Annotated in this window: 18 protein-coding genes and 3 pseudogenes; 18 read left to right on the top strand and 3 right to left on the bottom strand. The window is 51.8% G+C overall.

Annotation, left to right across the window (positions count from 1 at the left end):
- Positions 1-55: 55 nt before the first annotated feature.
- Positions 56-1,402, bottom strand: coding sequence for an NAD(P)/FAD-dependent oxidoreductase (locus KO503_RS14000; protein WP_215992174.1), 1,347 nt, complete (start codon positions 1,400-1,402; stop codon positions 56-58).
- Between the two features lie 272 nt (positions 1,403-1,674).
- On the opposite strand from KO503_RS14000, the gene KO503_RS13995 reads away from it, so the two are divergent.
- From KO503_RS13995 to KO503_RS13985, 3 genes are all read left to right on the top strand, one after another.
- The gene (locus KO503_RS13995) at positions 1,675-2,943 is read left to right on the top strand and encodes an aromatic ring-hydroxylating oxygenase subunit alpha (protein ID WP_252731098.1); all 1,269 of its coding nucleotides are present in this window, start codon (positions 1,675-1,677) and stop codon (positions 2,941-2,943) included.
- A 20-nt stretch (positions 2,944-2,963) separates the two neighbouring features.
- A complete protein-coding gene (locus tag KO503_RS13990; protein ID WP_215992173.1) occupies positions 2,964-4,022 on the top strand; it encodes a flavin reductase family protein in 1,059 nt (352 codons plus the stop codon).
- A gap of 104 nt (positions 4,023-4,126) precedes the next feature.
- Positions 4,127-5,113, top strand: coding sequence for a GlxA family transcriptional regulator (locus tag KO503_RS13985; protein ID WP_215992172.1), 987 nt, complete (start codon positions 4,127-4,129; stop codon positions 5,111-5,113).
- Between the two features lie 30 nt (positions 5,114-5,143).
- Here KO503_RS13985 and KO503_RS13980 read toward each other — a convergent pair.
- Together KO503_RS13980 and KO503_RS13975 are read right to left on the bottom strand one after the other, a co-directional pair.
- A pseudogene (locus KO503_RS13980) lies at positions 5,144-5,290 on the bottom strand (transposase); the annotation flags it as partial.
- A gap of 76 nt (positions 5,291-5,366) precedes the next feature.
- On the bottom strand, positions 5,367-6,314 hold the full coding sequence (locus KO503_RS13975) for a GlxA family transcriptional regulator (protein WP_252731097.1): 948 nt from the start codon (positions 6,312-6,314) through the stop codon (positions 5,367-5,369).
- A gap of 98 nt (positions 6,315-6,412) precedes the next feature.
- On the opposite strand from KO503_RS13975, the gene KO503_RS13970 reads away from it, so the two are divergent.
- The 15 genes and pseudogenes from KO503_RS13970 to KO503_RS13900 all read left to right on the top strand — a co-directional run bounded on the left by KO503_RS13970 (position 6,413) and on the right by KO503_RS13900 (position 22,683).
- Positions 6,413-7,663, top strand: a complete 1,251-nt coding sequence (locus KO503_RS13970; protein WP_215992171.1) for a sarcosine oxidase subunit beta family protein — start codon at positions 6,413-6,415, stop codon at positions 7,661-7,663.
- Between the two features lie 9 nt (positions 7,664-7,672).
- Positions 7,673-7,951: a sarcosine oxidase subunit delta gene (locus KO503_RS13965; RefSeq protein ID WP_215992170.1), complete on the top strand. Its 279-nt coding sequence runs from the start codon at positions 7,673-7,675 to the stop codon at positions 7,949-7,951.
- A complete protein-coding gene (locus KO503_RS13960; protein WP_215992169.1) occupies positions 7,948-10,893 on the top strand; it encodes a sarcosine oxidase subunit alpha family protein in 2,946 nt (981 codons plus the stop codon). The genes KO503_RS13965 and KO503_RS13960 overlap by 4 nt, the downstream gene beginning before the upstream one ends.
- Complete coding sequence (locus KO503_RS13955) at positions 10,886-11,446, top strand: sarcosine oxidase subunit gamma (protein WP_215992168.1); 561 nt, start codon at positions 10,886-10,888, stop codon at positions 11,444-11,446. Before KO503_RS13960 ends, KO503_RS13955 begins: the two co-directional genes overlap by 8 nt.
- Entirely contained in the window at positions 11,443-12,342 is a 900-nt protein-coding gene (gene folD, locus KO503_RS13950; RefSeq protein WP_215992167.1) for a bifunctional methylenetetrahydrofolate dehydrogenase/methenyltetrahydrofolate cyclohydrolase FolD, read from the top strand. Before KO503_RS13955 ends, folD begins: the two co-directional genes overlap by 4 nt.
- 49 nt (positions 12,343-12,391) lie before the next feature.
- On the top strand, positions 12,392-13,276 hold the full coding sequence (purU, locus tag KO503_RS13945; RefSeq protein WP_215992166.1) for a formyltetrahydrofolate deformylase: 885 nt from the start codon (positions 12,392-12,394) through the stop codon (positions 13,274-13,276).
- A gap of 132 nt (positions 13,277-13,408) precedes the next feature.
- A pseudogene (locus tag KO503_RS13940) lies at positions 13,409-13,687 on the top strand (transposase); the annotation flags it as partial.
- Between the two features lie 101 nt (positions 13,688-13,788).
- Positions 13,789-14,076, top strand: a pseudogene (locus KO503_RS13935) (integrase core domain-containing protein); the annotation flags it as partial.
- A gap of 473 nt (positions 14,077-14,549) precedes the next feature.
- Positions 14,550-15,596, top strand: a complete 1,047-nt coding sequence (locus KO503_RS13930; RefSeq protein WP_215992164.1) for a sugar ABC transporter substrate-binding protein — start codon at positions 14,550-14,552, stop codon at positions 15,594-15,596.
- Positions 15,597-15,643: 47 nt separating this feature from the next.
- Positions 15,644-16,762: an ABC transporter permease gene (locus KO503_RS13925; RefSeq protein WP_215992163.1), complete on the top strand. Its 1,119-nt coding sequence runs from the start codon at positions 15,644-15,646 to the stop codon at positions 16,760-16,762.
- Positions 16,763-16,772: 10 nt separating this feature from the next.
- Positions 16,773-18,311, top strand: a complete 1,539-nt coding sequence (locus tag KO503_RS13920) for a sugar ABC transporter ATP-binding protein (protein ID WP_215992162.1) — start codon at positions 16,773-16,775, stop codon at positions 18,309-18,311.
- Positions 18,312-18,344: 33 nt separating this feature from the next.
- Positions 18,345-19,328: an ABC transporter permease gene (locus tag KO503_RS13915; RefSeq protein ID WP_215992161.1), complete on the top strand. Its 984-nt coding sequence runs from the start codon at positions 18,345-18,347 to the stop codon at positions 19,326-19,328.
- A 186-nt stretch (positions 19,329-19,514) separates the two neighbouring features.
- Positions 19,515-20,774, top strand: a complete 1,260-nt coding sequence (locus KO503_RS13910) for an ABC transporter substrate-binding protein (RefSeq protein WP_215992160.1) — start codon at positions 19,515-19,517, stop codon at positions 20,772-20,774.
- A 153-nt stretch (positions 20,775-20,927) separates the two neighbouring features.
- Positions 20,928-21,803: a carbohydrate ABC transporter permease gene (locus tag KO503_RS13905; protein ID WP_215992181.1), complete on the top strand. Its 876-nt coding sequence runs from the start codon at positions 20,928-20,930 to the stop codon at positions 21,801-21,803.
- Complete coding sequence (locus tag KO503_RS13900; protein ID WP_215992159.1) at positions 21,796-22,683, top strand: carbohydrate ABC transporter permease; 888 nt, start codon at positions 21,796-21,798, stop codon at positions 22,681-22,683. The genes KO503_RS13905 and KO503_RS13900 overlap by 8 nt, the downstream gene beginning before the upstream one ends.
- Position 22,684: the final 1 nt, after the last annotated feature.

Raw genomic sequence — 22,684 nt, 5'->3', positions numbered from 1 at the left:
GCAAACGCAAAAGAGAGGCCCGAAGGCCTCCCTAATTTCTGTCTGCGTCTCGACTTTAGCTCCAAGGATAGGGGCTGTTTGACACAGGGTGCAACTTGCCTTCGGCGTAGCGGGAAAACCGGAAGGGGGACAAAAGAGCTGAGGCTTCTGCGGTGATTTCCTGCGCCACAAGTTCACCTACACCAATCATTTTATAGCCGTGGTTGCTGTCCGCGATGACGTAGCAGTTTTCGCGAAACACATCGAAAACCGGGAAGCTGTCCGGGGTGAAACAGCCGACGCCACCCGAGGGTTCGTTGAGGTATTTTGGCATAGTGCCCGAGAAACGTGCGTTACAATGCGCCAGCGCGGAGACCCACATATGGGCGAATTCCGGCGAGGCGATGAATTCCGGCGACGACGGGCCGTAAGGGTCAAGGGTGACATCATTGGCGGGTTTGTCGACCAGATAGGGCATTGCTCCCCCTTGAATGCCGCCGAAATTGAAGTCGGGTTTGTAGTAAATCCCCCACATATCTTCGGTGATCACAGAACCATCCACATCAGACAAGAGTGGCGCATCGGTGTCGACATGGATCACCGGCGGCATTTTTCCGTCATTGGTTTTAAAGCTTTCGGGATCGACGCGCAAAACGCCTTCTTCGAGCTGCCAAAATTTCCACATCGGCACGCCGTCATGCATCTCGCCATCTGCGCCTTTGATTGAGACCGCATCCGGCAGATCCGCCATGGACCAGAAATCGCGCACCCAAGGCCCAGCCGCGATCACGAGATAATCACAGGCGATGTGGCCTTTGTCCGTTTCCACACCGATGATTGCGGCGCTCGCGCCATTGGCACTCTTGAGGCCGGTGACCGTCACGCCACTCATGATGCGCACACCTTCTTCTTCGGCCATTTTCGCCAGAGCATAGATTGCCGCAGTATTGTGGGCGTAGCCGCCTTTTTTCTCATGCAGAACGGAGGTGATGTTTTTAGCCTGCCAGTCGTCAAACATGCCTTTCATATAGGTGTCGCACGCGGCTTCTCCTTCAATGAAATCAGACTCATAGCCGATGGCTTGCTGTTCTTTGTGAATCTGCGCCACGTCTTCATGCATGCTTTCGGAAGAAATTTGCATGTAGCCCACCGGATTGTATTGGAACTCCTTTGCGTGGGCTTCCCAATGGCCAACGGAATGCGCCATCAACTCGCGCATGGCGGGTTGGAAATAGTTGTTGCGCACAACGCCACAGGCGATGCCGGAGGCCCCTGCTGCGATGCCGCTCTTATCGATCACGAGTATGTCTTCGCCCGCGCCCTTGCCGGAGGCTTTGAGTTTCTTGGCCAGATGTAGAGCCGTAGACAGGCCATGAATACCTGCGCCGATGATGAGGTATGGTGTGTTTTTTGGGAAAGACATTTGGTTCTCCGTTTACAAGGCGACTCCCGTCGCTGTCTTTCCTAAGAATTGCGCGTAATTGCAGGGCATCAGCCCCACGTACACGACAATTTCTTTTGAAATAGCGCCACATGTTGAGATTTACGTGTTTTAAAAGAAATGCACTTAAATTGCTTAATATATTGGCTATTTGTGAATTTATTTGATTCTGATTGGCCATTTTACTTAGACTATTGACGCAAATTCGAAAGCAAGTGCCGAGGCCGCCCCTTAAACTGATCGAAAGAGATATCATGATCGATACGGGAGCACGGATCACCATGGAAGCCACCAAGAACGCCCTGCGCGGCGCGTTGAACGACTGTCAGGACGGCCATTCTTTGCCACAAGCGTTTTACAATGACGACGCTCTATTCATGGCCGATTTGCAGGCCATCTTTCAAAAAGAATGGCTTTTTGTTGGGCCGGAATGTGAACTCCCGAATGCGGGCGATTACGTTACGCTGACGATCTATGACACGCCGATCATCGTGCTGCGTGATCATGATGGCGTCATTCGGGCCTTTCACAACTCATGTCGTCACCGTGGATCGCGTTTGTGCGATAAAGCGCGCGGCCATACGGGGCGTTTGGTTTGCCCTTACCACCAATGGACATATGAGCTCACTGGGGCATTGGTTTCTACGCGCTATATGGGCGACGCTTTCGATCAAGATAAATACCCGCTCAAATCTGTGCATGTCACATCGGTTGAGGGGCTTGTGTATATTTGCCTCGCCGAGACCGCGCCGGACATCGACACATTCCGTGCGGCAGTGACACCCTATATCAAGCCGCATGCGCCACAGCGCACTAAGATTGTCCATGAATCGGTGATCGTTGAAGAGGCCAACTGGAAACTGGTGGTTGAGAACAACCGTGAATGTTATCATTGTGCGGGCAATCACCCGGAATTGTTGGTGTCTTTGGTCGAAATGGCCTTGCCCAATGACGCGCGATTTGGCGACGAATTTCGTATCATGGAAGAGAAAGGCAAGCTCTGGGACAGCCTCGGATTGCCCCATGCACCTGTCGATGGCGGCACAGAGTTCCGTTGTATCCGTCTGCCGTTCCGTGACGGGGCCTATTCTATGACCATGGATGGAAAGCCCGCGTCTAAAATGCTTTTGGGCGATCTCACCGAACCCGATCTTGGCTCCGTGCGCGCCTTTCGTATTCCGAACAATTGGCACCATTTCCTTTCTGAAATGACCATTCATTTCCGCGTCTTGCCACTCGGTCCGAACAAAACCGAAGTGCGTACCACATGGTGTGTTCACGAGGATGCGGTCGAGGGCTGGGACTATGATATCGAACATCTGTCTCGTGTCTGGATCGAAACCAACGATCAAGACAAACGCCTCGCAGAAGAAAACCAGCGCGGTACGAAATCTCTGGGCTATGAGCCTGGGCCATATTCGGAAGTATCTGAATTCATGATCCTCAATTTCCTCGATTGGTATCGTGGCGCTATGGAGAATTGGCTGGTGGATCCGGGCCGACAATTGCAGGCGGCGGAATAAAGATGGCTGTGGCGACGGATATGATTGTCCCGGCGTTTCCCAAAGCAGGCATCCCGCGTCATCCGGTCGAGCGACTAACGGTTAAGCTCAAAGCAAAGCGCCGTGAAACGCCGGATACGATGAGTTTTGCATTCGATGTCGTGGACGGTTCGCTGCGTCAGTATCCGGGGCAGGCGGTCTCGCTTGATTTGCCTATGCCGCAGGGCACGGTGACGCGCACCTTTACGGTTGCCTCAGCGCCGAACCTTACCAATTGGTTTGAGCTCACAATCAAAGCTGCGCCGGACGGCTATGCGACGCGGTGGATGCAAGACGCTTTGGCTGTGGGTGACGAGATCACCGGTCGCGGGGCTTTTGGCACGTTCTCGATCATTTCTCATCCAAACACGCCGCTGTTGTTGATTGGTGGCGGAAGTGGGTTCACTCCGATGATGTCTACACTGCGGTGGCTATCTGAGCGCAGCGAAGCAGCGGATGTCGTGCTCATTCAGGCCGCGCGCAGCAAGCAGGACCTGTTGTTTCAAGAGGAACTGGACCAGATTGCCACTCAGATGCCGACGCTGAAACTGTTCAACGTCCTGAGTGCCCCCAAAAAAGGCGAGGCTTGGTCCGGTTATCGTGGCCGCCCTGATCGCGCTATGATTCGTGCCATGGTGCCGGATGCGCACCGGCGTCTAACTCTGTGTTGTGGTCCAGTTGGGTTTATGGATCACATGGGCAAGGTTTTGCGCGCCGAAGGGTTAGACCGCGCGCGGTTTCTCACCGAAAGCTTTGGTCACAAGATGGCCCTGTCTCAAGATGTCATTCCGCCGATCAAAGGTGATGGCATCACGGTTTCTATCGGCGCACAAACATACGATGTTGCGCCGGATGTCCCTTTGTCGGCCTCTTTGGCCGCTGTGGGAAAGCGCATTCCAACCGGTTGTGGCGAAGGGCAATGTGGCACTTGTCGCGTCCGACTTTTGGAAGGAGAGGTCGAGATGAACCACCAAGGTGGGTTGTCGCAACAAGAGCAGGACCAAGGTTATATTCTTGCCTGTTGCACTCGACCAAAAACCGCGATTAAGATCGGGATGTGAACTGGTACATCGTCGGGCACAGTTATATACACACCGATACCCCATAGAAATAAGGTCCGCAGACCATAAATCCATCGCAACTGGAGCGCGGAATTTGGAAACGCATGACTGACATCACACCACGCGCAACGGGTACTGATCGGACGGGTCGTGACACCCCGATCCGGTTTGAATTCGCGCTGTTGAACAATGTGTCCATGCTCTCCGTGATATCTGCAATAGAACCCTTGCGTGTGGCCAACCGAATGGCTGGTTATGAATGTTATTGCTGGGATATCGTCAGTGAGGATGGCGCGGAAGTTCACGCCTCAAACGGGCTGAAATTCGCCAGTTCCGGACGCATAGGCGAAGGTCTTGTTCCCGATTATACCTTTGTTTGCGCAGGGCTGAGCCTTGAAGCGATCCAGCCGACAAGGCTGTCGGCTTTTTTAAACCGACGAGCTGCGGCTGGCGTGTATCTGGGGGCGATTTCCATGGGGTCGATCTTTTTGGCGCGCGCCGGATTGTTGCGAAATTCTCGGTGCACGATCCATTGGGAAGGTTTACCTGCTTTCAAAGAAGAGTTTCCAGATATACACGTGTCGCATGCCATCTATGAAGTTGACAATGGCATCATGACCTGTGCGGGTGGCATGTCTTCTTTTGATATGATCATGTGCATTATTGCGCGTGATCATGACGCATCCCTTGTCACGTCAATCATAAACCAGTTGCAATTGGATCGGGTGCGCTCCGAAGTGACTTTGCAATCGAGCGGTTCGATGAAGCTGCCGGATACCGCACCTAAACGTCTACGACACGCTGTAATTTTGCTTGACGAAAATATGGAGTACCCGCTGTCACCAACCGATCTCGCCGAAACTGTGGGGGCCAGTCGTCGCACGCTTGAGCGGATGTTCCTCAAATACACGGGGATGACACCATCTAAGTTCAGCAAAGTCCAGCGACTGGAACGCTCCAAAGACCTATTGCAGCACAGCGGCCTTTCCATTCTCGATATCGCCTTGGCGACGGGATTTAGGTCTGGAGCCTATTTCTCTTATTGTTTCTCGGAATATTTTGGGGTCCCTCCGTCCCAAATTCGGAGGTAAACGTTGATGCGGCCCGAAAGCGGGCCAGATCTCTATCGCTACGCGCTTCCATGTGTCGATTTGGGGTGGATGCACGTCGTATTTTTTAAATAACTCAGCAAGCGTCATCTCACCATGGCTTGCTTCAAGCGCCACTTTGGCTTTGAATTCAGGCGAATAGTTCTTTCGTTGCTTCATTTTGGATCACTTCTTGCGTCTTGCGACACACCTTAACGACTGGTCCGAAAGTTCGCGACCAACTCTCACCTCGCACCTATTGTAGCGTGACCTCGGACCTGGTTGATCCAGGGGGGGTCTGGAAACGCATTTTGTAAGCCACTGAAAACGTAGATTGCGTGGAAAAACCTGTCATTTCCGTAATGTCTGAAATGGGTATGCGTGTCGTCTTTAAAAGATCATGCGCCATATCTAGACGTATATTGCGGTAGGCATGCATCACAGACAGCCCAAGGGCTTCTGTGAATTGGCGTTGCAATTGTCGGGGGGAAAGTTCCGAAAGATCAGCGAGTTGTGCCAGATTCAAAGGGTCTGCTATGTGGCTTTCCATCAGATCTAATGCTTCTGCAACGGCGCGTGGGATTGGGCCATACCGTGCAGCGATGCTGGCCTGTTGAGGGGCGTCTGCGACACGAATTTCAGTTTGGATAAACCAGTCACTGATCCTGCGGGCGAATTTAACACCATGTGCCGCAGAAATCATCGCATGCATCATGTCCAATGGCGCAGCCCCACCTGCGCAGGTATAGCGATCTCTGTCGATTACATAAAGTCGGCGTTCCAAACGATAATGATCTGACAGGGCTTTCAGGGCTTCAAGATGATGCCAGTGAATGGTGAACCTGCGATTTTCCATCAACCCAGCTTTTGCCAAAATTGCAGAGCCGCCCGATATGCCGCCCAAGGCAACACCAGCATGATCAAGCCTGCGCAGCCAAGTTAAAAGAGCGGCATCACGCACCTGCATTGGATCGCCACCTGCAACCACAAACACGATGTCAAATTCCAGCCCAGTTTGTGCCAATGATTGGGTTGTCATCAAGCCTGGCAAAGTTGATGTAACGGTACCACCTTTCGTAGAAATCAGCGTAATTTCATACAGTGGTTCTGGACTGAAAAGATTGGCTGCCCTCAAAGGTTCCATCGCAGCGGCAGTGCTCATCATGGCGTAGCCCTCTATGAGAAAAAAGCCGATACGTTGCATTTTGATGTGTCCTTTTTTCGAAAATTATTGACCTTTTTTGACAAGATATGGCCGAGGGTTTTCCTTATCAAGGAGGTAATTAAACATGGAGTCATGCAATGCGTTTCTCGGGATTTCGGGTCATAAAAGAGGCCCTGACCGGCCATAAAGGTTGGGGGCAGCTATGGCGCAACCCTGAGCCAAAGTCGTCTTACGATTTTATCATCGTTGGGGGCGGCGGACATGGTCTTGCGACGGCCTATTACCTTGCAAAAATTTATAAAAAGAGCCGAATCGCGGTGCTTGAAAAAGGCTGGCTTGGGTCTGGCAACATCGGACGTAACACAACGATTGTACGATCCAACTATATGTTATCGGGCAATCAGCCGTTTTATGAATTTTCCATGAAGCTATGGGAAAACATGGAGCAAGACCTGAACTTTAACGCGATGATGTCACAGCGCAGTATCATCAATCTTTTCCACACGGATGGGCAACGCGATGCAGCGCGGCGGCGTGGTAACAGCATGCATCTCACAGGGGCAGGCGGCACTTTGTTGTCCCAAGATCAGTTGCGCGACATCGCGCCATATCTGAACTTCGACAACGCTCGCTTCCCAATCAAAGGTGGCCTTCGCCAAGAACGCGCTGGGACCGCCCGCCACGATGGTGTGGCATGGGGCTATGCGCGTGCCGCAGATAAATTGGGTGTCGATATCATTCAAAACTGCGAAGTCACCGGCTTTAAAATGGAAAACGGTAAGGTTCTTGGGGTTGAGACGTCTCGTGGCTACATCGGAGCCAAGAAAGTCGGCGTCGCGGTCGCGGGGTCTTCTTCGCGCGTGATGTCCAAAGCGGGCATGCGTTTGCCAATTGAAAGCCATGTCTTGCAGGCGTTTGTCTCGGAAGGCTTGAAGCCAACATTGCCAGGTGTGATTACGTTCGGGGCAGGGCACTTTTATGTCAGCCAATCTGACAAAGGCGGTCTTGTATTTGGCGGCGACATCGACGGCTACAACACCTATGCGCAGCGGGGCAATCTGCCTGTCGTCGAGGATGTCATCGAAGGCGGCATGGCCTTGATGCCAATGCTTGGCCGCGCACGTCTGTTGCGGGGCTGGGGCGGCGTTATGGACATGTCGATGGATGGCTCGCCGATCATCGATAAGACCCAGACAGACGGGCTCTATTTCAATGGCGGTTGGTGTTACGGCGGTTTCAAAGCGACGCCTGCGTCCGGCTATGTTTTTGCCCACCTTCTTGCCACGGACACACCGCATGATGTTGCCACAGCCTTCCGATTTGATCGATTTGCGCGCGGCTATGTCGTTGATGAAAAGGGCGTTGGCGCCCAACCAAACTTGCACTGAGGATTTGACATGCTGATCCCACACCCGCTTCTCGGCCTGCGCGATGCGCAAGAATTCACTTACCTTGGTGATGCGAACCTTTTGAACCGCCCTGATCCTACTGCGCCTGATGCCGAAGCTGCATTTTGTGACTATGTATTTCTGCGCGACAACCCTGCAGGAAAACACCGTGAATTGTGGTTCCATGAGCAAGGTGACCGGTCTTGGCTTGTCGTCACTCGCGATACGCTAACCCATGAAATTTCTGATGTTGAACTGGCCACAGACGTGGCGCGGAGGGGCAAATGACCCGTATCCAAGGCGGTTTAATCAACCGCGATAAAAAACTGAACTTTACTTTTAATGGCACGTCTTATCAAGGCTTTGAAGGTGATACGCTTGCCTCTGCTTTGCTGGCAAATGGCGTGCAATTGGTCGGGCGTAGTTTTAAATATCACCGTCCGCGTGGCATCTATACTGCCGGTTCTGAAGAGCCAAACGCATTGGTCGAATTGGGCACAGGCGCACGATTGGAGCCAAATACACGCGCCACTGTTGTTGAGCTTTTTGAAGGCCTGAGCGCGAAAAGCCAAAACCATATGGGGTCGCTTGAGCGCGATCTGCTTGCGGTTAATGATCTGATGTCGCCGTTCCTCGCGGCGGGGTTTTATTACAAGACGTTCATGTGGCCCCGCGTGTTTTGGGAAAAAGTCTACGAGCCGATTATTCGCAAGGCCGCTGGTCTTGGCAGCCTGTCAATGTTGCCAGATCCAGACAGCTATGATCGTGGTTTTTTGCATCCTGATCTCTTGGTTATCGGCGGCGGTGCAGCAGGTCTGATGGCGGCGCTCACGGCGGCTCGCGCGGGCGCTGAGGTCGTCATCGCAGACGAGGATAGCCGATTGGGCGGGCGTTTATTGTCCGAAGGCGGCATGATTGATGATGCCCCAGCCTTGGATTGGGTTGCCTGTGTTCTCGACGAGCTTTCCAGCATGACGAACGTGAAGCTGATGGCGCGTACGACTGTATTTGGGGCCTATGATCATGGGATTTTCGGCGCTGTAGAACGTGTTTCAGAACACTTGGCAGACGGGGGCGGCAAAGTGCGTCAGACCTACTGGCGGATCACGGCGAAACAAACGATCTTGGCTTCTGGTGCCACCGAACGTCACATCCCGTTTGCTGACAATGATCGTCCGGGGATTATGATGGCGGGCGCGATGCGCAGCTATGCCAACCGTTGGGCTGTGACGCCGCAGCGCGATAATAAAGCCCCTGTTGCGATTTTTACCAACAACGATGATGGCCACAGAACAGCGATGACACTGGTCGAAAAAGGTGTGCCTGTGTTGGGTGTGGTGGATGCGCGTGCCAATGCGAGCAGTTTTGGAGAATATGAAACGTTTGCCAATGCGACGGTTACAGGCTCACATGGACGCAAAGGCCTCAGTTCAATCGAAGTCACGCGCAAGGGATCTGCGCAATGGTTGGAGTGTGGCGCGCTGGGCGTATCGGGTGGTTGGAACCCGAACGTCCATCTCGCGTCCCACCATCGCGGTCGCCCTGTTTGGAATGAAGATAAGCTCACGTTTGTGCCCGATAATAATGCACCGAAAGGCATGTTGATCGCAGGTGCAGCACGCGGAAACGGCAGCACACGCGAGGCTTTGGCTGACGGTGTGCTAATCGCTAAACAAGCTCTAATGGCCCTTGGTATAACACCAGTATCCGCTGCGGTTCCTGTTGCGGGTGAAGAGGCAAGTGCGATTGAAGCATTCTGGCATGTGCCTGCCAAGAAACGCGCGTGGGTTGATTTCCAAAACGATGTGACCGTTAAAGATATCAAGCTGGCGCATCAAGAAAACATGCGCCCAGTGGAACATTTGAAACGCTGGACCACGTTGGGCATGGCGACGGATCAAGGCAAAACTTCGAATGTGACGGCCTTGGCTGTGATGGCAGAACTCTCGAGCCAAACCATTCCTGAAACAGGTACTACTATTTTCCGTCCGCCTTACACGCCCGTCAGCATGGGCGTTTTAGGTGGCGGCGACACAGGGGCAAATTTCAGACCCCACCGTTTGACGCCAACCGATACATTTGCCAAATCCCAAGGGGCTGTGTTCACCGAAGTTGGTCAATGGATGCGTGCGCAATATTTCCCACAAGAGGGCGAAACGCATTGGCGCCAATCGGTTGATCGTGAAGCTCTTGCAGTGCGTTCGAGCGTCGGCATTTGTGATGTGACAACATTGGGTAAGATCGATGTTCAAGGCAAAGACGCGGGCGAATTTCTACACCGCGTTTATGCCAACATGATGGGCACTTTGAAAGAAGGCATGGTCCGTTATGGTCTGATGTTGCGCGAAGATGGCAAGCTCTATGATGACGGTACATGCGCGCGTTTAGGCGAAAACCACTATGTCGTGACCACGACCACAGCCAACGCTGGCATCGTATTTCAGCGCATGGAATTCGCGCGTCAATGTTTGTGGCCCGATCTTGATGTCACTTTGATTTCGACCACCGATGCATGGGCGCAGTTCGCAATCGCTGGGCCCAATTCACGCAAGCTTTTAGAGCGTGTCATGGATGACATGGACATCTCAAACGAAGCGTTTCCTTTCATGGCGTGCCGCGCGACGACAGTTTGTGGCGGTCTGCGGGCTAGGTTGTTTCGGATTTCCTTCTCGGGCGAATTGGCTTTTGAATTGGCAGTGCCTGCACGATACGGCAATGCTTTGATGGAACGTTTATTAAATCTCGGCAAAGATCTGAACGCGACACCTTATGGTACCGAGGCGCTGGGTGTTTTGCGGATTGAAAAGGGTCACTCGACGGGCAATGAGCTGACGGGGCAAACCACTGCAGCGATGATTGGCTTGGGGAAAATGGTATCTGCCAAGAAAGATTCCATCGGCTCTATCATGTCCCGCCGCGAAGGATTGGCCAATGAAACTTTGCGCTTGGTTGGCTTTGAACCCATCGATTCAAACCAGCCCGTTGTGACTGGTTCACATTTGATCAACCTCGGCGATCCGGTTGATCTTGAGCATGATCAAGGTTGGATTACATCTGCTGCATATTCACCCCATGTGGGCAGCTCTATCGGGCTTGGATATCTGCAAAATGGAGACCAACGTATGGGCGAAGAAATCGTCGCCGCCAATCCATTAGAAGGGCAAAGCGTGCGTGTACGTGTTGTTTCTGCCCACTTCGTTGATCCTAAAGGAGAGCGTTTACGTGACTGATTTAACGCCCATTACCGCCCTTGGGGCCAGTGCGCCCCGTAGCCAAGATTTTGGCGCATACACTTTGCGCGAAAACAGCGCACTTGCCTTGGTGTCTTTGGCTATTGCACGCTGTGCTACACCGCCAACGCCTTTTGGCTTGACCCTGCCTTCCGCTGGCTGCTGCACAACACATGCAGATTACACGGCCTTTTGGACATCGCCTGATCAATGGATGATTACAGCAGAAAACCTTGGCGAAACTGATTTCGCAGCCACTGTGCAAAACGAAGTGCCCGATGCGCGCCTGACAGAGCAAACCGATGGTTGGGTCGCGTTTGACATTACAGCTGAAACAGACGGTCAAATCGGTGCTGTATTAAGCCGCGTTGCAAACTTACCGCTGATTGATCTTACGCCTGGCAAAGCTGTGCGAACAGGGTTTGATCACATGAGCATCTTTCTTGTGCGGCGGTCTGAACGTCATGTGACCGTCATCGTAATGCGTACTTTGGCCGTCACCTTGTGGCATGCACTTGAAACAATTCTCCAACGTCTAGGGGACACAAAATGACTGCGTCTTTGATTGACGGGAAAGCGTTTGCCGCAGACATTCGTGCAAAAGTTGCAGAACATGTTGTGCGTTTGAAAGAGAAGCATGGCATCGTGCCGGGGCTTGCTGTCGTCTTGGTGGGCGAAGATCCTGCCTCTGCGGTTTATGTGCGCAATAAAGGCAAGCAGACGGTGGAAGTGGGCATGAAAAGTGTCGAGCATATGCTTGCTGAAGACGCATCTGAGGCGGATCTTCTTGCCTTGATCGAAACGTTGAATGTGGATCCAGAAATTCACGGCATTCTGGTTCAGCTTCCTTTGCCGGATCACATCGACAGCGACAAGGTCATCAACGCTATTGACCCCGCGAAAGATGTGGATGGCTTTCATATTTCCAATGTCGGCCTTTTGGGCACAGGGCAAAAATCTATGGTGCCTTGCACGCCGCTTGGCTGCTTGATGATGCTGCGTGATCATTTTGGCGATCTTTCTGGCTTGAATGCTGTCGTCGTTGGTCGGTCAAATATTGTTGGTAAACCAATGGCACAGCTTTTGCTTGGCGAAAGTTGCACTGTTACCATGACGCATTCACGCACGAAAAACATTCAAGATGTCTGTTGCCAAGCGGATATCATTGTTGCGGCCGTTGGGCGGGCCGAAATGGTAACTGCCGATTGGATCAAGCCGGGCGCTGTCGTAATTGATGTGGGGATCAACCGCATCGCGCCAGAAGAGGGTGCCACTAAAGGCCGCTTGGTTGGCGATGTTGATTTCAAAAGCGTTAGCGAAATTGCTGGCGCGATCACGCCCGTTCCTGGTGGTGTTGGCCCAATGACAATCGCCTGCCTTTTGGCCAATACGATCACCGCCTGCGCGCGCGCCAATGGTCTATCTGAACCAGAAGGCCTAACGGTCTAAATTTCCTATCCAGCAGATCATAAATCTGCGCATTTAATCTGAGGATAACATGCACAAACTCAACCTTACTGTTACATGCAAATCAAGGCGCGGTGTTGTCGCTGCGATCTCCGCCTACTTGGCTGATAAAGGCTGTAACATTACGGACAGCTCGCAATATGACGATGGCGAAACAGGCCAATTCTTCATGCGGGTCAGCTTTGAAGCTGAAACAGGTGCGACTCTAGAAGAGTTGCAAGAAAGCTTTTCTGCAATCGCGGAAAAGTTTGGGATGACCTTTGAATTCCATGATGAAGACACGAAAATGAAAGTCGTAATTATGGTCTCGCGGTTTGGCCATTGTTTGAATGATCTTTTGTATCGTGTTCACATCGGGGCGCTACCGGTTGAAATTGTCGCGGTCATTTCAAACCACATGGATTATCAAAAAACTGTGGTCAATCACGATATTCCATTCCACTGCATTCCTGTTACGAAAGAGAACAAGCCAGAAGCCGAAGCCGCGATCATGAAGGTCGTGGAAGGCGCGAATGCTGACTTGATCGTTTTGGCGCGCTATATGCAGATTTTGTCAGATGACATGTGTCAAAAAATGTCTGGTCGGATTATCAATATCCACCACTCGTTCTTGCCATCCTTCAAGGGCGCAAACCCTTATAAACAAGCGTTTGAACGAGGGGTGAAGTTGATCGGTGCAACGTCGCATTACGTGACAGCGGACCTCGATGAAGGACCTATTATTGAACAAGATACTGTTCGCGTCACTCATGCCCAATCTGCATCAGATTACGTGTCCTTGGGGCGGGATGTGGAAAGCCAAGTCTTGGCGCGCGCGATCCATGCGCATGCTCATAGACGCGCCTTTATGAACGGTAACAAAACGGTTGTTTTCCCTGCAAGCCCAGGATCGTTTTCCAGCGAACGGATGGGATAACATTGCAAGTCTCGCGAAAAATTTGGTTTATGACCTAGGGTTTTTCGCGGGATTGGTGGTGATGTCCGTTGACCTGCGCCCCAAAAACTCCTCCAAATTTGTGTAGAGTCCGCCCAACAAAAGGACGGACACATGAAGGCACGATTGTTGGCCGAACAGATCATTGCGATGATCAAGGAACAGGAAGCTGGCGAGAAGACTGTTGATGTGTGTCGGCGGCATGCACTGCTGGCAGGGTATTGTGCAGCAATGTCCCGAGAAGGGATCAGTTCGACGACGTTCTATAAATATAAATCGAAGTATGGCGGCATGGAACCGTCGGATGCGAAGCGGTTGCGGGCTTTGGAAGATGAGAACGGCAAACTGAAGAAGTTGTTGGCGGAGCAGATGTTGGAGCGTGGCCTTGTCCGCCATTGGTCCGAGGACAATGGGCGCGCGCCATGCTGAGAGACATCAATTCAAAAAAATGGTGACGCCCGTTCATTGCCCGGCAGGCTATTGCACAGCAATCTGCCGAGAGGGGCACTGAGTTCACCAGTATGGCGATCCTCAAATGGGTTCAGGAAACGGGTATCGATTGGCATTACATCGCGCCTGGAAAGCCCCAGCAGAACGGCTTTATGATGCGCTTCAACGGCAAGCTTCGAGACGAATGTCTCAACGAAGCGCTGTTTGGCACATTGCGCGATGCCCGCAAAACGCTTGAAGAATGGCAGGAGGATTACAACTGGCGCAGACCACATTCAGCATTGGGCAACCTGACACCGATGGAATTTTTGCAGAGAAAAGCGATGGACAAGATGGCTGCCTAACGCCAAAGATTTAACCACAAGGCCTCCGCGCAAAGCTGGAGGAGACTTGGGGCTCAGGTCATTCTTTTATGTTGCGTTTTGATGCTGTTCTCAAAGCAGACCTTTCCTGCGACGCAATTGTATCAATTTAATACATTCGCACGTCGCTGTTGTTGCATGGCGCTATGGTGCAAGGTTTTGTGTTTAAATATAATTGCTTAACAGAATCTTTGTTGATTAATGTCCATTTATCTGTCGCGTAGAAAATCAGTGATGTGATCGTAATCTATTAATTATAAACACAAAATTTTCTATCCTGTTTGGTGGTCGCGTGTCGTTAACTCGGACATGTATCTCTAATTTACGAATTTGAAACCAATAACTTAGTGCGGATCTGGGACGATCTAGGCGACCATATGGTGTCAGCTGCTGCGGGAGGAGAACGCGGTTAGCACGACGTCATTCTAAGGAGGAGATCCAAGATGAAATTCAAGAAAACTATAGTCGGTCTCGCGATGGGGCTTGGGCTCTGCGTGTCTTTGTTGACACCCGCATTTGCCGATGATGAGACGACGCTTGTCGTTATGATCCGCGGTCTTGATAACCCGTATCACGCCAATTACGCGGCAGGCGCACATGCGCTTGGCGAACGTCTTGGCTTGCCGGTGAGTGTGCTGAGCAGCGAAGGTAACAGCCAGAAACAATTCGCCGATCTGCGCGCGCAAATTGCACGGACTGGCGGCAATATGGTTGTGAACATTGATCCCAATGAGGGCCCTGATGTGGTGCCGATTGCCAAGATCCTTGAGGATGCCGGCGTTTATTGGGTGAACTGGTGGAACAAGCCAGACGAAGTCAGCCCCTCTAGCTATCCGCACTGGGTTGCACACATTACCTTTGATGCGGAACAGCAAGGTTATTACAATGCCATCGAGCTGTTCAAAACATTCGAGACGCCTAATGAGGGCTCCGTCATTGCCGTGCAAGGTATGCTATCGAACAATGCCGCCATTGGTCGTTTTAAAGGTCTGCAAAAAGCTTTGGCTGAGAACCCCGGTGTGGAATTGCTGCAATGGGAAGCTGCGGATTGGGACACAAACCGCGCCTATGAGGTGACCAAACAGTTGCTTGCGGCTCATCCTGATGTGGATGGTATTTGGACTGCCAACGACAATATGGCGATTGGTGCTATTGCTGCGCTCAAAGAAACTAGCGATGCAGGTGCTGTGAAAGTATCTGGCACCGACGGTATTCCAGATGCGTTTGATGCGATCATTGATGGCACGCTGTCCTCGACGGAATTCATGGACTCTCGGTATCAATCTCAGCTTGGCCTGACCATGGCACTGGCTGCAAAAAATGGCGATCTGGATCCGTCTACTACGCCAGCTGAGCACCGTGCTTTCATGATTTCGGGCACTCAGGTGAACGCCGATAATGTGGAAACCTTTGTCGAAGAAGTGTTCAACACGATGCCAGAATACGATCTCACAGACTATTATGCACAATGGGTTTCTGCTGCTGAATAGCGCAGAGAGACAGTCACCTTTGAGCGGGCGTCGGTGACGGCGCCCGCTTGTATAGTCTTTCAAAAGCCATCCGTATTTTTCGCGACACAAACCCGTCACAACGCGGCAGGGCAAGCCTCATCGATGGCTGCGAGCATAAATCGCAGCGCAAAACCAACACGCGCATTTATTTCAAAGAGGAAGAAGCCATGCAGGCCCTACACTCAAGTCTTCGTTGGATACGCCGCTCAGGCGTTGCCACCCAACTCATTTCGCTCGCCTTGATTACGACGATCTTTTTCATCGGCACGGCTGGAAAAAGCCTGACGATGTCCAATATCCAAGTCATTCTCAGCCTCACCGCGATCCCCGCGATCCTGGCGATTGGGGTGCATATGACGATCGTCATTGGCGGCATTGATCTGTCGTTGCAAGGCGTGGTGGCCCTATGTGCGGTTTTCACCGGTACGCTGATGGCAAACAAATATACAACTTATGATGTTGGTCTGTGGATCATTCCGATCACGATTGCGGTAGGCGGTCTTGCGGGTTTATTGACGGGGCTGACGCACACGAAACTGCGCATACCGTCGTTCATCACCACTCTAGGGATGAGTTTTGTTTTGTATGGGGTCGCGGTCTACATCAACAAATCCCAGATCGTCAGCCTACAAGATGACCGGATTCAAAATTTTATCCACGCCGCCCCTTTTGGCATTGCAAATGTCGTGTTGATTGCGGTTTTCGTGACGACCTTTGTGCAGTTTTTACAAGATCGCACTCCCTTTGGGCGACATCTTTATGCCATTGGCGGAGACGAGGCCTTGGCCAAACAGTTGGGCGTAAATGTTGATCGGGTGAAGACCCTCGCGTTCACCCTTGCGGGCTGTCTGTATGGCATTGGTGCGTTGCTGTTGGTGACGCGGATGGGGTCGGCCACGTCACGGGCAGGGCTCAATCTGTTGTTTCCAACCATCACCGCAGTTGTTGTCGGTGGGGTCGCCCTGACGGGCGGTGTTGGCGGCGCGAAAAATGCCTTTCTTGGCGCGCTTATTCTGGCGGTTTTGAACAACGGAATGGTTTTGATGGCGGTGAACCCTTACGCGCAAACTGCGGTGAATGGGGTGGTGTTGATCGTGGCTGTGGCTCTGACGATCGATCGTAAAAAGCTCGGATTTATAAAATGAGGGGACAAGCATGACTGTTCAAACAACGTTTGGCGCACAGCCTGTTTTGAAAATGATCGGTATTGGAAAACGCTTTCCGGGTGTTTCCGCCTTGAGAAATATCGACTTTGAAGTACGTCCAAACGAAATTTTGGGACTTTTGGGTGAAAACGGCGCGGGCAAATCGGTGATGACCAAAATCATGATCGGGATACACCAGCCTGATGACGGTGAAATTCAGTTGAATGGCCAAGCGACCAAATTGCTTGGCCCGGTTGATGCCATCAAAAAAGGCATCGGCGGGGTGTTTCAAGAGGGGTCTTTGCTTCCGAACCTGTCGGTGATGGAAAATCTGTTTCTGTGCCACGAGCGCGATTTCATGCAACGCGGTGTGATTTCGCGGCGCGCGATGGTTCAAGAGGCGCGGCGGCTGATGGCGACGATGAAACTGGATATCGATGTCACGGAACCTGTGTCTCAATTTGCGCCTGCGGCCAAACAAATGATCGAGATTGCGCGGGTGCTTTGGCTGGCAGAACAATATGGAGCACAAAACCCGATTGTTATTTTGGATGAGCCAACAACGGTGTTGAATGACGGAGAACGGGACACGTTATTTGAAATTCTGCAAGAGTTGAAACAACGGATGTCAATCATCTTTATTTCCCATCGCTTGCAAGAAGTTTTGGAAAATTGTGATCGTCTGCATGTGCTGAAAGACGGCGATAATGTCACTCAAATTCCTGCCGCAGGGATGCAAGTGGCCGATATCGAACGGCTTTTGGTGGGCAGCGAATTTTCAGGTGATCGGTTCAGGGAAACAGATCAACATACGCCTGACGGCGATGTGGTGTTCAAAGTCGAAGATCTGGGCCTAAGAGGTGCTTTTGAGCCGCTTAGCTTTGAATTGCGTGCGGGCGAAATTGTCAGCCTTGTGGGTTTGATCGGGTCCGGCAAAGAAGAGCTTTGTGCCTGTATCGCCGGTACAAAAAGCCACGACACAGGTACGGTTTGGGTCGATGGCGTCACGCCCGCCAAAGGGTCGCCACAGGCCGCAGTGCGCGCTGGAATCGGACATGTGCCAGTTGAGCGTCGCGAAGAAGGGCTGGCTTTGAATATGAGTGTGATGGACAATATGAACCATCTCGTGCTTGACCGGCTGAAGACCGCAGGGGCGATCCATCGGCGCAAAGAAATCGAACATGCGCATGAATGGGTGGCCGAATGTCTGGTGAAAACGCCGACAATTCATGCAGCCTGTTCCGGTCTATCGGGCGGCAATCAACAAAAGATCATTCTGTCAAAATGGCTCAGTTCAAACGTCAAAGTTTTGATCTTGGACCACCCCACTCGCGGCATCGATATCGGCGCGAAAGACGAAGTGTACCGTCTTATTCGCAAGTTTTCCAAAGCGGGGATCGCCATGATCATAATGTGCGACACCTTGGAAGAAGACACAGGGCTGGCCAATAAAATGGTGGTCATGAGCGAGCGCAAAGTCGTCGACGTTTTGGACGCAGCACCGGAGCATAAACCCACACCAACAGACCTTATCAAGTTGATCGTTTAACGACGATTGAGTGATATCATAGGGAGAAGTAACTTGAAAAACACCACTCATATGGGCCTTGGTCGCCGTGTCTTCGCCATGCTGCCAGTACGCCTTCAGCCCGTGCATTTGACCATATTCATGATTATTGTTTTGGGCACAGTGCTGGCGCTGGCCAACAGTACATTTTTGTCGGCCTATAACATCAATACCATCCTGAGCTTTGGCGCGATTTTGATGATCGTGGCATTGGGTCAGATGTTTGTGATTTTGATTGGCGGCATTGATCTTTCGGTTGGGGGCGTCATCTCGTTTGTCTCTGTCTTATTTGTGCTGTTGGTTGGCGAAGTCGGGTATTTCGCCTTTCCGATTTGCCTGTTTGCAGGGGTGATGTTTGGGCTAATCAACGGGTTGATTTTGACCATTGTAAAAATCCCGTCGTTCATCGCCACTCTCGGCACGGGGGGGATTATCACCAGTCTGGCCTATTTGGTCTCGCCTCGATCCATCAGCGCGTCGCCAAGCGATTATGGCTATTTTGAACTGATCGACGGCAAGATTTTAGGTATGTCGAACAGCTTTTACATTGGCGTCGCGACCTTTTTGACGTTGGGGGCCTTCTTGCGATTTTCCATAACTGGGCGCAACATTTACTATATCGGCAGCAATATCCGCATGTCTTGGATGTCGGGCACGGATATCGTCCGCAACCGCTGCATTGCGTTCATGATCTCAGGTGGCTGCGCGGCCATTGTTGGCATTATCATATCATCGATCCGCTACGGTGGCGATCCGGTTGTCGGCACGCCCTATGTGCTGAACTCGATCGCAGCAGTTGTGGTCGGCGGTACGGCTTTGACCGGCGGATCAGGCGGGATTGTGAACGTATTGTTCGGGGCTTTGTTTCTCAGCCTGCTTGACAACGGATTGAACGTCGTCGGTGTGGACCAATATTTCCAACAGGCGCTTTTGGGCGCGATGATCGTGTTTGGCGTGGCCGTCACCTTTGATCGCAGCAAAACGCCGATCATCAAATAAAACCGATCAATAGCACGCGGTTTGATGCCGTTTTCGAGGATATGTTGGGTGGTTTGTATCAGAAAATTACAACCCTGAAACCAATCTACAACTGTCGCGCGGACTGGTTTGCGCCAAGTTAATGGTCAGCGTTTAGGCCTGCGAGGAGGCGGGTTGAGACGCTTTACAATTTTAGGGAGGGACACCATGAAGATCTATAGAAATATCCTAGCGAGTACGGCGTTGATTTCGGCTATGGCAACGGGTGCGGCCACGGCGGACCCGTCAATTGAGGTTCTGCACTATTGGACGTCGGGCGGCGAGTCGCTTGCGATCAACACCTTTGCAGATGCATTTAAAGCGGCTGGCGGCACTTGGGTTGATCAACCCGTATCAGGCGGTGGCGGCGATGCGATGAACACTGTTTTGCGCTCGCGTGTTTTGGCGGGTGATCCTCCTGGGATGACTATTTTGAAGGGTCCTGTTGTGACCGAATGGGCCAATGCGGGCGCGCTGGCCAACCTCGAAGGCGTTGCGGAACGCGACAACTGGAACGAAATTCTACCACCGCTTTTGGCCGAAATCGTTAAGGTGGACGGGGTGTTTTCCGCCGTTCCGACTGACATTCACCGGATTGATTGGATGTGGATCAACCCTGATCTTTTGGCCAAAGTCGACGGCACAGTGCCAACTACTTGGGATGAATTTAACGCACTAGCCGATAAACTTATGGCTGCTGGCATCACGCCGTTGGCCCATGGTGGTCAACCTTGGCAAGACGCGACGATTTTCGAAGTGGTGGCTCTCGGACTTGGCGGGTCTGATTTCTTCCGCAAAGCCTTTGTGGATGTTGATCCAGACACTCTGCGCAGCGATACGATGATTGCCGTGTTTGACCAAATGCGCCGGATGCGTGGCTATGTCGATGACAACTTCTCAGGTCGCGATTGGAACCTTGCAACGACGATGGTGATGAACGGCGACGCTGCCATTCAGATCATGGGTGATTGGGCCAAAGGAGAATTTATGGCCGCTGATCTTGTGCCAGGAGAAGATTTTCTATGTGCCGCCGCGCCAAATCAAGGCGGCTATATTATGAACCCTGACAGCTTTGCGTTCTTTGATGATTCCAATGCTACTGAAGACGAAATCGCTGGTCGTGAATTGATGGCACATCTGTTGCTGACTGAAGAGGTGCAGATTGCCTACAACCTGCACAAGGGCGCTATTCCTGCGCGTTTAGGTGTGGCGCGCGATCAGTTTGATGCCTGTGCTGTGCAATCCATGACCGATCTCGATGCGACCTTGGAAAATGGCAAACTTGTGCCCTCAATGGCACATGAAATCGCGACGTCTAGCGCAAATAGGGGGGCGATTATCGAAGTGGTCACCGAGCATTTCAATTCGGATATGAGCTCTGAAGAGGCGGTTGAGCGTCTCGTCGAAGCCATCGAATTGGCAAACTAAATTTCACGCCTCCCATTGTGCCGCCCTGTGATTTCGGGGCGGCACATTTTTCTAATGCCGCGTCCTGAGGGTCGCGGGCCCACAAAAGGTGGATCTATGTCACACGCAACACAGTCGCAGGACAGATCGCGCGACACGCATCGTCGCAGCGATATGATGTTCTGGTTACAGGGGCGGCTCTCGCAGATCGTGATCGCCCCATCTTTTTTCGCTATCCTGATCGTGGTCTACGGTTTTATCCTTTGGACAGGCTACATTTCTGTCTCTGAATCAAGAATGTTGCCCAATTACGAATTTGCGGGATTGTCGCAATATGAGCGGCTGTGGTCGATGACCCGCTGGCATATTGCGCTGAAGAACATGTTTGTTTTTGGCAGCCTGTATATTGTGTGCAGCTTGGTTATCGGTATCTTTTTGGCCATTTTGCTCGATCAACGTATCCGTATGGAAGGCGCGTTGCGCACCATTTTTTTGTATCCGATGGCGCTGTCTTTTATTGTGACTGGCACAGCGTGGAAATGGATTCTCAACCCCGGACTTGGATTGCAAAAGTTTGTGCGCGATCTCGGGTTTGACAGCTTTACCTTTGACTGGATCATTGATCGCGACATGGTGATCTATACGTTGGTGATTGCTGCAGTTTGGCAGGCCTCAGGGTTTGTGATGGCGTTGTTTTTGGCCGCGCTACGTGGTGTCGATCAAGAGATCATCAAGGCGGCCTATTTGGATGGGGCAAGCCTGCCGCGCATCTACACCACCATCATCATTCCATCGATTAAACCGGTGTTTTTGAGTGCGATTGTCATTCTCGCGCATCTTGCGATCAAGAGCTACGATCTTGTCGTCGCGATGACTGCAGGCGGGCCTGGTGTGGCCTCTGATTTACCTGCGACGTTTATGTTCGCGATGTCATTCCAACGCAATCAATTGGGAGTTGGTGCCGCCAGTGCCATAATGATGTTGGTGACGATTATGGCGATCATGGTTCCTTATTTCTACTCACAGCTGCGGGAGCAAACCCATGATTGATGTGAATTATTCAGCCGGTCGATTGTCGTTCAGCCATGTTTTAGGACGCGGCTTTATCTATGGCTGCCTGATCTTTTGCGCTGTGATTTATATGATGCCGTTCTTGATCATGTTAAGCACTTCGGTACGCCCGCTTGCAGAAATCAAAAGCGGGACAATCATTGCTTTTCCACGTGAAATTACATTCGATGCGTGGACAAAGGCATGGGGTGAGGCCTGTATCGGGACCAAATGCAGCGGCCTGAGCAGTCACTTTTGGATCTCACTCAAGGTCGTGATCCCCAGCGTTTTGGTGACAACAATTCTTGGCGTTTTAAACGGATATGCACTGACCAAATGGAAATTTCGCGGTGCAAATCTTGTCTTTGGCTTGATGCTGTTGGGTTGCTTTGTGCCGTTCCAAGCGATTTTGTTGCCGATGGCGCAGACATTGGGCGTGTTCGGCATTTCCAACACGCCATTCGGATTGGCGCTTGTGTTGACGCTTTATGGCATTCCGTTCAGCACGCTGTTTTTCCGCAATTACTATGTTTCCATTCCCGATGATTTGGTCAAAGCCGCAACGATTGATGGCGCGGGTTTCTTTTCGACCCTTTGGTACATCATCGTGCCGTTGTCGCCGCCGATTATCGTGGTCAACATCATTTGGCAGTTCACCAATATGTGGAACGATTTTCTGTTCGGCGCGTCCTTTTCAAACGGGGATGGGCAGCCTGTGATCGTGGCGCTCAACAATATGGTGAATACGACAACAGGCGTCAAAGAATACAACGTCGATTTCGCGGCTTCCATCATCGCGGCCTTGCCGACGATCTTGGTGTATGTCGTTGCCGGCAAATATTTCATCCGCGGTTTGACCGCTGGATCAGTAAAAGGATAAT

The sequence above is a fragment of the Pacificibacter marinus genome (assembly GCF_018860505.1).
In the GTDB taxonomy this organism is placed as follows: domain Bacteria; phylum Pseudomonadota; class Alphaproteobacteria; order Rhodobacterales; family Rhodobacteraceae; genus Celeribacter; species Celeribacter marinus_B.
The sequence above is the reverse complement of the archived record's forward strand: the minus strand, read 5'-3'. Positions and strand labels throughout refer to the sequence as shown.

Bases quoted from the DNA above. Each gene is read 5' to 3' on its own strand.
- KO503_RS14000 (WP_215992174.1), bottom strand. From the start codon at position 1,402: ATGTCTTTCCCAAAAAACACACCATACCTCATCATCGGCGCAGGTATT.
- KO503_RS13995 (WP_252731098.1), top strand. From the start codon at position 1,675: ATGATCGATACGGGAGCACGGATCACCATGGAAGCCACCAAGAACGCC.
- KO503_RS13990 (WP_215992173.1), top strand. From the start codon at position 2,964: ATGATTGTCCCGGCGTTTCCCAAAGCAGGCATCCCGCGTCATCCGGTC.
- KO503_RS13985 (WP_215992172.1), top strand. From the start codon at position 4,127: ATGACTGACATCACACCACGCGCAACGGGTACTGATCGGACGGGTCGT.
- KO503_RS13975 (WP_252731097.1), bottom strand. From the start codon at position 6,314: ATGCAACGTATCGGCTTTTTTCTCATAGAGGGCTACGCCATGATGAGC.
- KO503_RS13970 (WP_215992171.1), top strand. From the start codon at position 6,413: ATGCGTTTCTCGGGATTTCGGGTCATAAAAGAGGCCCTGACCGGCCAT.
- KO503_RS13965 (WP_215992170.1), top strand. From the start codon at position 7,673: ATGCTGATCCCACACCCGCTTCTCGGCCTGCGCGATGCGCAAGAATTC.
- KO503_RS13960 (WP_215992169.1), top strand. From the start codon at position 7,948: ATGACCCGTATCCAAGGCGGTTTAATCAACCGCGATAAAAAACTGAAC.
- folD (WP_215992167.1), top strand. From the start codon at position 11,443: ATGACTGCGTCTTTGATTGACGGGAAAGCGTTTGCCGCAGACATTCGT.
- purU (WP_215992166.1), top strand. From the start codon at position 12,392: ATGCACAAACTCAACCTTACTGTTACATGCAAATCAAGGCGCGGTGTT.
- KO503_RS13930 (WP_215992164.1), top strand. From the start codon at position 14,550: ATGAAATTCAAGAAAACTATAGTCGGTCTCGCGATGGGGCTTGGGCTC.
- KO503_RS13920 (WP_215992162.1), top strand. From the start codon at position 16,773: ATGACTGTTCAAACAACGTTTGGCGCACAGCCTGTTTTGAAAATGATC.
- KO503_RS13910 (WP_215992160.1), top strand. From the start codon at position 19,515: ATGAAGATCTATAGAAATATCCTAGCGAGTACGGCGTTGATTTCGGCT.
- KO503_RS13905 (WP_215992181.1), top strand. From the start codon at position 20,928: ATGATGTTCTGGTTACAGGGGCGGCTCTCGCAGATCGTGATCGCCCCA.
- KO503_RS13900 (WP_215992159.1), top strand. From the start codon at position 21,796: ATGATTGATGTGAATTATTCAGCCGGTCGATTGTCGTTCAGCCATGTT.